The following is a 12,890-nucleotide window of genomic DNA, read 5'->3' as shown; positions in this document are numbered from 1 at the left end:
CATGTCTCGGCCCTTGATTAAATCAGTTGTTTTTCAATTCCATTCGGGCCTTCAGAATTGAGGGGGAAATGTGTCAGGAATGAGGCTGCTTTGCGCGGCACACAGGGGGGCGCCTGCCACTTTGCGTGACATTTAAGCTGCGGTTGGCGTGTTTTTTCAGGGGTAAGGGCGCACGGGCTGTCCGGTGCAGGCAGGGCCGTCCCTGCGAACATCCGCCCGTTGCCGGGCGGATGTGGCAAATCTATCTGACAGATCAGGCCGCTTTTTGGGCTGTTTGATCGCGCAGCCATTCCAGAACGGTCTCTGGTGTGGAAACTTCGTAAGGATCGTCTGCGGCGTTGTCGCAACGACCGGCCTCTTCGAACCAGCCGTCAACCACACCATCCCGCACGATGGCTGCATAGCGCCAGGAACGGTGGCCAAAACCCAGATTGTCCTTGTTCACCAACATGCCAAGTTGACGGGTGAAATGACCGGAGCCGTCCGGAATCATGCGGATGTTCTTCAGGCCAAGCGCCTTGCCCCATTGGTACATCACGAAAGCATCGTTCACGGACACACAGTAAATGGTGTCGATGCCAGCCTTCGCAAATTCTTCGGCCAGTTCGTCAAAGGACGGCAGTTGACGGGTGGAGCATGTGGGTGTGAAGGCACCGGGCAGACCGATCAGCAGTGCGTTTTTGCCCGCAAACAGGTCGGACGTGGACTGATCCTGCCAGCGGAAGGGGTTTTCGCCGCCGATGGACTCGTCCCGGACGCGGTTGTGAAAAGTAACTTCGGGGAGTTTCGAACCTGGTTTCATGGGTCTTACTTTCTTCTAGTGAATCAGTGCAAACCGGCTTTTACCCTGCCTGTCGGAAAGTTCCAATCGCCCAAAATGCCTCAGCGGGGGGTGCGTCTTTTCGCGCCTCTGATCGGGCGTATTTCACTGGTTTCGGGTTTTTGTTGATTGACCAGTCAATATAAAACCGTCAGATTGAGCCGCGAACAAATCTGAGTCTGTGATGCCCAAAGTTGGAATGGAACCGATCCGCCGTCAGGCGTTGATTGATGCTACGATTGCCGAGATCGGGCAGGCGGGTTCACTAAGTGTGACGGTCAGTCAGATTGCAAAACGCGCCGGCATGTCGAGCGGCCTTGCCCATCATTACTTCGGCAGCAAGGAGCAGATTTTCGTCGCCGCCATGCGCCACATCCTGCGCTCTTACGGAGAGCACATCCAGTCCGAGCTTCGACGTGTTGAAGGCCCCAAAGAGCGGCTGGACGCGATCATCGCCGTCAGCTTCCACCCGCTGAATTTTGCCGAGGAAGTGGTCTCGGCCTGGCTGAATTTCTACGTCTATGCCCGCACCGTCCCCGAGGCAAAGCGGCTCTTGGAAATTTACGGGCGGCGGCTGCATTCCAATCTGGTCTACAACCTGTCCCAGCTAATGGACAGGTCACGCGCGGATCACGTCGCACAGGGGTTGGCGGCAATGATTGACGGGTTTTATATCCGCCACGCCTTGCAGGAAAACGCGCCAGCCCGTGTCGAGGTCATGGCAATGGTTGACGAATACCTGCGCCAGCAACTGCAATTTCACGGAAATACGGGTAAATCATGAACAAACCGAACATTCTTATCTTTATGGTGGATCAGCTTAACGGCACCTTGTTTCCCGATGGTCCTGCGGACTGGCTGCACGCACCGAACCTCAAGAAATTGGCAGCACGCTCCACACGGTTTAAAAATGCCTATACCGCATCGCCGCTTTGTGCACCGGGGCGGGCGTCTTTCATGTCCGGCCAACTGCCCAGCCGCACACGGGTCTATGACAATGCGGCCGAATTTGCCTCTGACATTCCAACCTATGCCCACCATCTGCGCCGCGCGGGCTATCAGACCTGTCTGTCGGGCAAAATGCACTTTGTCGGGCCTGACCAGATGCACGGGTTTGAGGAGCGTCTGACCACAGATATTTACCCTGCGGATTTTGGCTGGACCCCGGATTATCGCAAACCCGGAGAACGGATCGACTGGTGGTATCACAACATGGGATCGGTCACAGGGGCGGGCGTGGCCGAGATTTCCAACCAGATGGAATACGACGATGAGGTCGCCTATAACGCCACCCGCAAGGTCTACGATCTGGCACGGGGCAAGGACGAACGGCCGTGGTGTCTGACCGTCAGCTTTACCCACCCCCACGATCCCTATGTCGCGCGCAAAAAATACTGGGATTTGTATGAGGATTGCGACCATCTGCTGCCCACAGTTCCGGCGATGGATTACGCGGAGCACGACAACCATTCAAAGCGGATATTCGACGCGAACGACTGGCGCAGTTTTGATATTCAGGAAGAAGACATCAAACGCTCTCGCCGCGCCTATTTCGCCAATATTTCCTATCTCGACGATAAAATCGGTGAAGTGATGGAGGCGCTGGAGTCCACCCGTCAGGACGCGATCATCCTGTTTGTCTCCGACCACGGTGATATGCTGGGGGAGCGGGGTCTGTGGTTCAAGATGAGCTTCTTTGAAGGCGCGTCCCGCGTGCCCCTGATGATCAGCGCACCGCAGATGGAGCCGGGGCTTGTCAGCGATCCTGTCAGTAATATCGACGTGGCCCCCACACTGGCGGAACTGGCTGGCGTGTCCATGGAAGAGGTCGCACCCTGGACCGAAGGAGAGAGCCTTGTGTATCTGGGGCAGGGCGGGGAACGCACCGCCCCTGTCGCGATGGAATACGCCGCAGAGGCGTCCTATGCGCCGCTGGTCTCCCTGCGTTATGGCAAGTGGAAATACAACCGCTGCGCCCTTGATCCCGAACAGTTGTTCGATCTGGAAAACGATCCCCACGAGCTGACCAATCTGGCAGGGGATGCCGCGCATCAGGGCACGCTGAACTCGCTTCGGGCCAAAAGCGAGGCCCGCTGGGATCTGGCGGCCTTTGATGCGCAGATCCGCGAAAGTCAGGCGCGCCGCTGGGTCGTGTATGAGGCGCTGCGCAATGGGGACTATTACCCGTGGGATTACCAACCGCTGCAAAAAGCCTCTGAACGCTACATGCGCAACCATATGGACCTGAACACGGTCGAAGACATCGCCCGCTACCCGCGGGGCGAATAACACCAGTACCGCAGGGCAGGTCCGCAACCGCCCGTGGCACTGTCCAAGCAAAAGGCGAAAGCTATGAACGCAGATTATATCATCATCGGGGCCGGTTCTGCCGGTTGCGCAATGGCCTATCGCCTGTCCGAAGATGGAAAACACAAGGTTCTGGTGGTGGAATACGGCGGCACCGACTGGGGGCCGTTTATCCAGATGCCCGGAGCGCTCAGCTATCCGATGAATATGTCCCGCTACGACTGGGGCTATCAGTCCGAACCCGAACCCCATCTTGGCGGGCGCAGGCTGGCGGCCCCTCGGGGGAAGGTGATCGGGGGCTCGTCCTCTATCAACGGTATGGTTTATGTGCGGGGGCACGCACGGGACTATGACACATGGGCGGAACAGGGCGCGCAGGGCTGGTCGGGCGCGGATGTCATGCCCTATTTCAAGCGTCAGGAAAACTGGGATCCTTCTGGCCACGGCGGCGATCCCGAAGTGCGCGGCACAAACGGCCCGTTACACGTCCAGCGGGGCAGTCGCGAAAACCCTTTGAACCGCGCCTTTGTCGAGGCGGGGCGGCAGGCCGGTTATCCGGTGACAGAGGATTACAACGGCATCCAGCAAGAAGGCTTTGGCCCGATGGACCAGACCGTCCACAAGGGGCAACGCTGGTCTGCGGCCAATGCCTATCTGAAACCGGCCTTGAAGCGTCCTAACGTTGAACTGGTCAACGGGCACGCCAACCGCGTGGTGATAGAACAGGGTCGCGCGGTCGGGGTGGAAATCACCCAAGGCGGCAAGGTTGTCACCCTGCGGGCCAACCGCGAAGTTATCATTGCGGCTTCGGCCTTTAATTCGCCCGCGCTATTGCTGCGCTCGGGGATCGGGCCGGCGGCCCATCTGCGGGAACACGGAATTGACGTTGTGGCCGACCGCGCCGGTGTGGGGCAGAACCTGATGGACCATCTGGAACTATATATTCAGGTCAAAAGTCTGCAACCTGTCACCCTGTTCAAATACTGGAACCTGATCGGCAAGGGCTATGTCGGGGCGAAATGGTTGCTGACCGGCAAGGGGCCGGGGGCGTCCAACCAGTTTGAATCCGCGGCCTTTATCCGTTCACGGGCGGGGATCGAATATCCCGACATCCAGTATCACTTCCTGCCGATGGCTGTGCGCTATGACGGCAAAGCCGCTGCGGAAGGCCACGGCTTTCAGGCCCATGTGGGGCCGATGCGCTCTACCTCGCGCGGGGCGGTGACGCTTGGCAGTGCTGATCCCGCGAAACCGCCGAAAATCCTGTTCAATTACATGAGCAAGGATCAGGACTGGGAAGATTTTCGCACCTGCATCCGCCTGACCCGCGAGATTTTCGCGCAGGACGCCTTCAAGCCCTTTAACGGCGGCGAAATCCAACCCGGTGCAGCAGTGCAATCGGATGACGAACTGAACGGGTTTATCAGGGAACACGTAGAAAGCGCCTATCATCCCTGTGGCACCTGCAAAATGGGTGCGGCAGACGATCCGATGGCAGTTGTTGACCCCGAATGCCGTGTGATCGGGGTAGAGGGCTTGCGCGTGGCTGACAGTTCCATCTTCCCGAGCATCCCGAACGGCAATCTGAATGCGCCCTCTATCATGGTCGGTGAAAAGGCAAGCGATCACATCCTCGGCCGCACGCCGCTGCCGGCTTCCAACCAACAGCCGTGGATACACCCCGACTGGCAGAACAGCCAACGCTGACGGGCGGGGGCGCTGACGGGGCGGGGCCGCTGACACGGGAAAGGGGCGCTGGCATCAGCGCCTCTGATACGGTCTGAAACAGGGCAAATTTCCCAAGTTGCAGAACAATCCGGATTTCCTGAATTTTTTCGCGCCTTAGGGCTTGCATGCCCCTGCCGAGATCGGTAATACCCCGCCTTACGGACAGGTGGCCGAGTGGTCGAAGGCGCACGCCTGGAAAGTGTGTAGGCGGGGAACCGTCTCCAGGGTTCGAATCCCTGTCTGTCCGCCACCCACCCCAGTTTCCCCAAAAAACCAAACCGCCGCCGCTGGCTGGTACATGGCTTTTGCAACGCGCTTTTTGTGTTGCGTGGGGCTGTGTGGTCTGCGTTTTGTCGCAATGACCTTACACAAACCGGAATTTCAGGCTAGATAACCAGCAGACCAGCGCCAGCGTGATTGGAAATTTCAAAGCGATGAACCAGAACCTGAAGATAGTGTATGACGGGGACTGCCCGTTTTGTGCGCGCTATGTGCGGTTCATCCGGTTAAAAGATACCGTCGGTGAGGTCGATTTGGTCGATGCCCGTTCGGAAGATCCGGCAGTAGAGCGGGTGCGGGCGAGCGGAGTAGATCTGAACGACGGTATGGCACTTATCGACGGGGACCGGATCTATTTCGGGGATGAATGTATTCACCGCCTTGCACTGATGAGCACGCCTTCGGGGGTGTTCAACCGCCTAAATGCGGCGGTATTCCGGTCTCCGACCCTGTCCAGACTGCTGTATCCGGTGCTAAAAACGGGGCGTGCGATCACGTTGCGCCTGTTGGGACGTGCCCCGTTGTAACGCGGTGTGACCCGCCCTTTGCTTAGCAAAAGGCGAAGTCCTCGGCGGGGGGGCAGGCTACGATGGCGGGGATGTCTGCTGCGATACCGCCTTGCGCTGCGCCAAAGCTGCCGACGGCGGCGGAGAACGGGTTCTCTTCCGGTTGCGCCGGCGTCAGGGCCACGTCAGAGAGGGCAGGCTCTGCTTTGGCTGGTTCGATAAAGCTGAATGTATCGGCCAGTGCTGCGACAGAAGCGGCGATTGCGGCGTTGCCGAAAAAGCCGGCGTCATCACAGGTGCTGCGCGTAGCCTGTGCAACGGGGATGTCCTCAACGGTGTCTGTCTCGCTCTCGGGGGTGGTTGTTTCGGGTTTGGTGGTCCGATCACCTGCAGTCGGGATAATGATCCGCGCTACCTCGAAATCCTGCTCGAAATGGTAGCTGATTTCACCGTCGCTCACGGCCAGCTCGATCCGCGACACCACGGGGACTTCAAACAGGCGTTCGTAAACCGTGCCTTTGAATTCCAGGAACTTCTCGGGGATTTCGGTGCGGATTACATCGGCCCAAACATAGTCTGCGGTTGTGTCCTCTTGCAGCGAGACAGACACGGTCAGACCGGATTTCTTGATGTCGCCAGCGGTCAGGAACACCACCTGTTCGGTTTCATCCGCAAAGGTGAAGGACTGATGGGTTTTTGCATTGTGGTTTTCGGACCAGGATCCGTCTTCAAATGTACCGCCCAGCAGTTTTTTTCCAACCAGACTGTCGGACAGCAGGCTTAACGCTTCCCCGCCGTGGCTGGTGGTTTCCAGCGCGCCGTGGTCGGTGTGCCAGAAATAGCTGTTCTCATGTCTTACCGTTCCCCAAAGTGATAGGGCGTCCGCGCCCAATGCGATGAAAGAGGTGAAAGCCTCGATGGTTTCGCCGGCTTGACGGGCACCGATGCTGTTGTCTGTCAGTTCCGCGGTGTCGATGTTGGAGACGTTGAACGGGTCTTTGGGATCATAGGTGTGAACAGGTTTGCCTACATTCCACGCGGAGAGGTTTTGCTCCACATCCCGCCCCAGTGCTGCGCTCCAGATGTCATAGGCATTTTCGATGTCGGAAAAGCCGAATTTCTCTACCGTGCTTTCCAGATGGTGCGAAACGATCTGGTCAATGCGGTCAAGGTTTTGCGGGTCAATTTCGCGCAGGATGGTGCGCGGGCTGTTGGTGCCGGACTGAATTGCGACGGAAATCTCCAACCCGTCGGGATTGTAGCGGCTGCTTGAGGCGATTTCGTTGATGGTCGCAAGCATGGTATTTGCGATCTGACCGTAGCTGCCTTGGGAAGAATAGGTCGCGCCTTCCCACCCCATTGCAAAGGTTTCATTGCCGATTTCCAGAGTCATATCTGCGGGCAGTTCACCAAATTCACCGGCGAAGAGTTTGATCAGAAACCCTTTAAGATCCGCCTCTGCGGTTTCCAGATCATTTGCATAGCGGCGGGTGGGGAGGATCATTGAAAACGACTGGCCCAGACTGTTGGCATGCGCCAGCATATCGGTCAGGCCCTTGCCCTCGTCAGAGCCGTCCACGAAGAACAGATCGGGGTTCGTGAGGCGAAAGTCGTCGGACTCTGCCCGCGCACCATCCGGCCAGCGTATAAAGTTGCCCTGATAGCCTGCTACGTCGTGGGATTTCTCAAAATTCGAAAGCGTTGTGTAGGTGGTGTATATGTCACCAAAGTGTTTTTCAGTAACTTCAAAATCTGTTGCATTTTTGTAGGGCTCAACCTGAACGAGAAGGTCCAATTCCGGGACAGATTCTGCATTTGGTGCGCCTGCAATTTGGTAATCATACATTGTATTCGTCATCTTGGTTCCCCGTGTAGCCGTGTAAGGTGTCTAAATCCCTTAGAAAGCTAGCAGGGGCGTTTGCGAAAGGTTACTCAACAAAGGGCTAAACAGGCCCAATACCGCATAGTGCGATGTATACAAAATTGAGGCAAAATGTGTCCGTATTGAGGCGCGACCTACCCAAAAGTCTACGAATGTTCAACTTTAGGTAAAAATAAGGCGATTACGTCACGTATCAGGAAACAATCGCAGGCCGTATTGTTTCCGAATCGGCAACCCGTCACAGAATCGCCCCATTCATTTCTCGCTAAGGTTGCGAATCTGGCGCTTTTCATCCGGTAACTTGGGAAACACGCGACTTATCCTTTCGCGCCGGTTTCCTACCCTTTTGCACTTTTGAATGGATGCCCCGTTCTCGCTAGCTGTGGTCCATCGAAAGTCTCGTCCGCGCACAGCGGTCGGACGAGTACCCCAACACGGCGAGGACACGCATGAACGGACTGGTGGATCTAACTGTTTTGAACGAAGCTATGGACGTGTTGGGCAATCGCCGCTTGCGACGGTCCATCCGGAAAGGATTTCGCTGTCTGAAACAGGATCTCGAACAACTCAGCACGCTGGGTGCAACGGCGAATGCCGGTTTCTGGGCCAATCGCGTGCATCTCGCCTGTGGTCCTTGCGCGGTATTTGGCGCCGCGGCCCTGACCGACGCGATGCGGGAACTGGAGGAAGAGCTTCGCAACAACCGCCTTCAGGATATTCCGAAAAAATCCCGCCTAGTGTTCCAGCTTGCCGCCAGCACCGAGAGTGAGTTGAACAGATTGACCAAAATCAGCTTCTTCTAAGGCCCCCCACACAGCCCGATCAAAAACACGCGCTCAATCCGTTTGAGGCGCGTTTTTTTTGTCTGCCTGCAGCAGAGCGAGAGCCGGTTGCAAAGCTGATTGTCCTGAAAAGGGGAGGGGGGCAGAAAAAGCAACAGTGTTCCGGTCAGCCGCGCCGGAGGGAAGCGCGCTGTGCCACTGTGCGAGCTTTGGTGCAGAACACCGTCGCTTTTTCTTTACCCGTTCGGTACGCCAACCGCTTTGTGGGGAGCCTTACAGTCGGAACAACAGCCCCCCACGTGGCTGGCGTAGGTCTTTTATACTAAATCTCCGGGGCGAGCGGGTGCTCTCTAAAGTATAGGATTTGATTACAAAGGTATACGAATTGGCGAAAACGCCGCCGCAAATGCCGCCGGAAACGCCCCTGAAAATGGCAAAGCCGTCAGGCGCAGGCTGCGCTTAACGGCTTTTGAGAGAGCAGAGTGTTAAAGGGTGTTCAGAGATACCCGGCTTCTTTTGCGATCATCGCGGCATGGGTGCGGTTGCGCGCGTTCAGTTTCTTGCTCAGGGTTTTAACGTGCAGTTTCACCGTGACTTCGCGCAGATCCAGATCGCGGGCGATTTCCTTATTGGCCTTGCCATCGGACAGCCCCTTTAGCACTTCTTTTTCACGGGTCGACAGGAGCGTGTCAAATTCATGGGCCTCTTCCGTGCGCTGCGCCATGAAGCTGACCGGCGCAAAGGTTTCCCCTGCCGCCATGAAACGCACGGCGTTCAACAAGGATTTGGCAGCCATTGTTTTGGGCAGAAACCCCGCCGCCCCCGCCTCAAGCGCAGCTTCTGCGACAGAAACAGGCGCCGTGCCCGAGATGATTCCGACAGGTTTTCGCTCATTGGCTTCCAGTGCTTTGGCAAGGCCCGAGAGACCGTTCATACCGGGCATTTCAAAATCCAGCAGCACCAGATCGAACGGCCCGTCCTTGTCGATGTGATCAAGCGCCTCTTGCAGGTTGGACGCGGGCGCGACGGTGTTTTCCGGATCGGACTGGATATAGGCTGCGATTGTATCGCGGACCAAATCATGGTCGTCTGCTATTAAAATTCTCATTGGCATCATTCCGTTTTGCGCCGGTCTTTGGGATCATAGGCCCGCTGTCCCGGCTTTTCTATTGCCTCTGTCCGGTTACTATATTGTGCTTCTGTAGGGTCGGAAAGACGCTTCGTAATGTGCCTTTAACCTTTCGAGAATTCCGAAATCAACGATCTTAAAGCCGTCCGATACCAATGCTACAAGACAACTATACTTTAGCATAGTCGTCCTATCCACTATTGCACAAGTAACATCAAATGCCTTGGGTTAGACCAAAGCCTGAGACAATATCAACAAGCGATGAGGATTTGATACGATGAAAAAACCTAGCATTCTAACGACTGCATGTGCCGCCCTGTTGTGCGCCCAGCTCTCTTTCGCTTCAACCGCTGTCGCACAGGCGCCTCTGGCCGCCCCCGGCGGAGACGTGGTTCTGACGGTAAAGGGTGGGATCGAAAACACCAATGCCGCTGACGCAGCCGCGTTCGATCTAAGCATGATAGAGGCACTAGAGGCGACGGAATATAAAACCAAAACCATCTGGACCGAAGGGGAGCAGGTTTTCAAAGGCGTACTGCTTAGCACCCTGCTGGACGCGCTGGGCAGCGATGGCAGTGTGATCAGCGCGATTGCGGCCAACGACTATCTGGTGTCCATCCCGATCGATGATGAAACCTTTGAAGGGGCGCTTGTCGCTTATGAGTTGAACGGAAAAAAGATGTCGCGCCGCGAGAAAGGGCCGCTCTGGATCGTGTACCCTTACGATTCTGACGAGAAATACCGGTCTGAAACCGTCTACAGCCGCAGCATCTGGCAACTTGACCGCATCACAGTGAAGTAGAAAACCATATGACGTATTTTAGCAGGGCTGACGGTGCAAGATCCCGCCGGGCAAGAAAGAGATCACAGATCGTTTTTCGTCTGGTGTGGACGCTCGTTCTTGTCGGGGGGATTGGACTCGTCGTCCTGCTTAGTGCGCAGCTTTCTTCCAAAATAGAGGAGATGCGCGAGGTTCCGGAGGATAACGCGCAGTGGAACCTCTCCCAGATCGAGGTGGCTTTTCTGAAGCTGCGGATCGCGGCGGATAACGTTCTTTTGCAAGGAGAATCCGCCCTGCCGGAGTTCCGCAAGTGGTTTGACATCCATTACAGCCGTATCGAACTGGTCAGCACCAGTGCGGATGCGATGGAAATCCATCAGAACCCGCAGTTGCATCACCTGCACGAACTGCTCCGCAAGTTTAACCGTGAAAAGGTCGTGCTTGTGGATGGTCCGGACAACCTGCTTCTTGCAAATATGCCAGATTTTATTGCGGATATGCAGCAGCTTGCCTTCGCACCGCGGGAGTTATCCGTCGGGGGAGTGGAACTGAAATCCGCACGCTCTGACGCCAAGCGTAATGAGATCGTCAAGATCCTGCAAACCATCGCGCTGGTATCCACGTTGGTGATGGTCAGCCTGATTGCCGCTTTTGTGTTCGTCTGGTTGCAGCGGCGGCGGCTGAACATGCAATCCGCCGAAATCCGCAAGGCTGGCAAATTCCATGAAACGATCCTGCGGGCCTCGCTGGATGCGATTGTCGTTGTGGACGGCAGCGGCAAGATCACAGATTTTAACGGGTCTGCCGAAAAGGTCTTCGGATTGAACCGCGCAGATGTGATCGGAAATTCCCTGTCGCAGACTATACTGCCCGAACGCTTTCGCAGCGCCCATGAATCAGGGATGGCCCATTACACCAGTGCGGAGGAGTCAAACATCGTAGATGAGGGGCGACTGGAACTGGTTGCAGTCCACGCAGACGGGCATGAGTTCCCGGTCGAGGTCTCAATCTCCGAAGCCCATAGCGACGATGGTCGTATCTTTGTGTCCTATATTCGCGACATCACGCAAGAAAAGCAGAACAAGGAAGACCTGCAAGCTGCGCGGGATCAGGCGTTGGACGCCTATCGCGAGAAGTCCCGTTTCCTCGCCGTGATGAGCCATGAGATGCGCACGCCGCTCAACGGGATAATCTCTTCCCTGCACCTGCTGCGGGATGATCCGCTCAGCGAACGGCAGGAGCGGTTTGTCAATTTGGCGGATCACTCCAGCAACGTCCTGCTGAACCACATCAACGACGTTCTGACGATCGAGCGTCTGGATTCCGGCGAAACAAAATCGGCCAAACAGGTGTTTCTGGCGCGTGACATCGCGCAGGGCCTGATCGAGGTGATGCGCCCTCTCGCGGATGAACAGAACACCAGCCTGTTACTAGACATCGAGGGCGAGGAAGCCTTTGTGCTGGGCGAACAGCGCCAGATAGAGCAGGTTTTGACCAATCTGCTGAGTAATGCGATCAAGTTCACCGCCAGCGGAGAGGTCACGCTTGGCATCACATCGGAGCGGGTGAACCTGAACGAACTCAAGCTCGATTTTTCGATCAGCGATACGGGTATCGGGATCTCCGAGGAAGATCTGCAAACCGTATTCGACGATTTTGTGACCGCTGAATCCCCTTACGAGCGTACCGCCAAGGGAACGGGACTCGGGCTGGGGATTGTGCGGCGGCTGGTGGAGTCTATGGGGGGCGAACTGCACTTTGACAGCATTCTGGGAGAGGGCAGCATTTTCGGTTTCTCGATCACGCTGCCGATAAAGGACGAAGTTGCGCAGCCACGGGATCAGGCCGCAGCGGAGGACGGACCGTCTGCGCCGACAGGTTTGAAAATCCTCGTGGTTGAGGACAACCCGATCAACCGCGAACTGCTTGGCGCGATGCTGGAACGGGACGGGCATGTTGTGTCCTTTGCAACGGACGGTTTTGAGGGCGTTCATGTGGCCAGCAAGAACGTCTTTGACGTGATCCTGATGGACATCAGCATGCCGAATATGAACGGGATCAAGGCGACGACAACGATCAAAAGTTCGCAAGGACTGTCCCGCAACACGCCGATTTATGCGGTAACGGCCCACGCCATGCCCGCGGAAATCGCAGAGTTTGAAAAGGCCGGTATGGAAGGGTGTCTGCTCAAACCGATCCGCGTGGAGAAACTTCGCGCGATCCTGAGTGAGATTTCACAGGATGACCCCGCGGATGCGCCTTCTGAACCCCCGATGGCACCTCCCAATCCGACCGGTGCAACGGACATTGCGCCGCTTCTTAGCCCCGATCAGCTTAGAAAAATGAGAGAGGTTTTCGGCCCAGAAGCCATGATCGACAAAGTGCAGGCTTTCCTGAAGGAAGGCGATCTGCTGATTGGCGCGATCCTGAACAACACGCTCGGGCAGGACCGCGAAACCTTGCAATCCTCCACCCACAAGTTAAGCGGCTCTTGCGCGATGTTCGGCGCGACCCTGCTGCGGCAGACCCTGACCGCGCTTGAAACAGCCTGCAAGGAAGGCAACGAAGAGGCTGCGGCGGCGTTGCAAGAAAAGGCGCGGGAAGAATGGAAACGCACCAGAACCGCGCTCGACGCGATTTACACGCAGGGCTGATCCTTGCGCCGGCAAATCACGC

At 56.6% G+C, this 12,890-nt stretch carries 10 protein-coding genes and 1 tRNA gene; 8 read left to right on the top strand and 3 right to left on the bottom strand.

All coding sequences use genetic code 11. The features are described 5' to 3' along the window. Positions 1–253 precede the first annotated feature (253 nt). Positions 254–802 carry a peroxiredoxin gene (locus BFV97_RS09410; RefSeq protein ID WP_069300106.1) on the bottom strand — a complete coding sequence of 183 codons (549 nt, stop codon included), beginning with the start codon at positions 800–802 and terminating at the stop codon, positions 254–256. A gap of 202 nt (positions 803–1,004) precedes the next feature. Between BFV97_RS09410 and betI the strand changes: the two genes are divergently transcribed. The 5 genes from betI to BFV97_RS09385 all read left to right on the top strand — a co-directional run bounded on the left by betI (position 1,005) and on the right by BFV97_RS09385 (position 5,661). After that, positions 1,005–1,604 carry a transcriptional regulator BetI gene (gene betI / locus BFV97_RS09405; protein ID WP_069300105.1) on the top strand — a complete coding sequence of 200 codons (600 nt, stop codon included), beginning with the start codon at positions 1,005–1,007 and terminating at the stop codon, positions 1,602–1,604. Further along, positions 1,601–3,109 carry a choline-sulfatase gene (gene betC / locus BFV97_RS09400; RefSeq protein WP_069300104.1) on the top strand — a complete coding sequence of 503 codons (1,509 nt, stop codon included), beginning with the start codon at positions 1,601–1,603 and terminating at the stop codon, positions 3,107–3,109. Before betI ends, betC begins: the two co-directional genes overlap by 4 nt. Positions 3,110–3,172: 63 nt before the next feature. Further along, complete coding sequence (gene betA / locus BFV97_RS09395; protein WP_069300103.1) at positions 3,173–4,834, top strand: choline dehydrogenase; 1,662 nt, start codon at positions 3,173–3,175, stop codon at positions 4,832–4,834. Positions 4,835–5,015: 181 nt separating this feature from the next. Beyond that, positions 5,016–5,105, top strand: a tRNA-Ser gene (locus tag BFV97_RS09390). A 163-nt stretch (positions 5,106–5,268) separates the two neighbouring features. Then, positions 5,269–5,661, top strand: coding sequence for a thiol-disulfide oxidoreductase DCC family protein (locus tag BFV97_RS09385; RefSeq protein WP_245667680.1), 393 nt, complete (start codon positions 5,269–5,271; stop codon positions 5,659–5,661). Positions 5,662–5,683: 22 nt separating this feature from the next. Here the strand turns inward: BFV97_RS09385 and BFV97_RS09380 are convergent, their stop codons facing one another. Then, the gene (locus BFV97_RS09380; protein WP_157888304.1) at positions 5,684–7,498 is read right to left on the bottom strand and encodes a hypothetical protein; all 1,815 of its coding nucleotides are present in this window, start codon (positions 7,496–7,498) and stop codon (positions 5,684–5,686) included. A 473-nt stretch (positions 7,499–7,971) separates the two neighbouring features. Here BFV97_RS09380 and BFV97_RS09375 point away from each other — a divergent pair, with 473 nt between their 5' ends. Then, positions 7,972–8,325 carry a hypothetical protein gene (locus tag BFV97_RS09375; RefSeq protein WP_069300101.1) on the top strand — a complete coding sequence of 118 codons (354 nt, stop codon included), beginning with the start codon at positions 7,972–7,974 and terminating at the stop codon, positions 8,323–8,325. Positions 8,326–8,800: 475 nt separating this feature from the next. On the opposite strand, the gene BFV97_RS09370 is transcribed toward BFV97_RS09375, so the two are convergent. Next, entirely contained in the window at positions 8,801–9,412 is a 612-nt protein-coding gene (locus tag BFV97_RS09370) for a response regulator transcription factor (protein WP_069300100.1), read from the bottom strand. Between the two features lie 298 nt (positions 9,413–9,710). Here BFV97_RS09370 and BFV97_RS09365 point away from each other — a divergent pair, with 298 nt between their 5' ends. Then, entirely contained in the window at positions 9,711–10,235 is a 525-nt protein-coding gene (locus BFV97_RS09365) for a putative pterin-binding protein (protein WP_069300099.1), read from the top strand. A 161-nt stretch (positions 10,236–10,396) separates the two neighbouring features. Continuing rightward, positions 10,397–12,868 (top strand): response regulator, encoded by a 2,472-nt coding sequence (locus BFV97_RS09360; protein WP_069300098.1) that lies wholly within the window; start codon positions 10,397–10,399, stop codon positions 12,866–12,868. Positions 12,869–12,890: the final 22 nt, after the last annotated feature.

The sequence above is a fragment of the Neptunicoccus sediminis genome, assembly GCF_001719615.1.
Classification (GTDB): domain Bacteria; phylum Pseudomonadota; class Alphaproteobacteria; order Rhodobacterales; family Rhodobacteraceae; genus Amylibacter; species Amylibacter sediminis.
This window is presented reverse-complemented; position numbering and strand designations above follow the sequence as displayed.

Coding starts and splice junctions, on each gene's coding strand:
- BFV97_RS09410 (WP_069300106.1), bottom strand. CDS start 802: ATGAAACCAGGTTCGAAACTCCCCGAAGTTACTTTTCACAACCGCGTC.
- betI (WP_069300105.1), top strand. CDS start 1,005: ATGCCCAAAGTTGGAATGGAACCGATCCGCCGTCAGGCGTTGATTGAT.
- betC (WP_069300104.1), top strand. CDS start 1,601: ATGAACAAACCGAACATTCTTATCTTTATGGTGGATCAGCTTAACGGC.
- betA (WP_069300103.1), top strand. CDS start 3,173: ATGAACGCAGATTATATCATCATCGGGGCCGGTTCTGCCGGTTGCGCA.
- BFV97_RS09380 (WP_157888304.1), bottom strand. CDS start 7,498: ATGACGAATACAATGTATGATTACCAAATTGCAGGCGCACCAAATGCA.
- BFV97_RS09375 (WP_069300101.1), top strand. CDS start 7,972: ATGAACGGACTGGTGGATCTAACTGTTTTGAACGAAGCTATGGACGTG.
- BFV97_RS09370 (WP_069300100.1), bottom strand. CDS start 9,412: ATGAGAATTTTAATAGCAGACGACCATGATTTGGTCCGCGATACAATC.
- BFV97_RS09365 (WP_069300099.1), top strand. CDS start 9,711: ATGAAAAAACCTAGCATTCTAACGACTGCATGTGCCGCCCTGTTGTGC.
- BFV97_RS09360 (WP_069300098.1), top strand. CDS start 10,397: ATGCGCGAGGTTCCGGAGGATAACGCGCAGTGGAACCTCTCCCAGATC.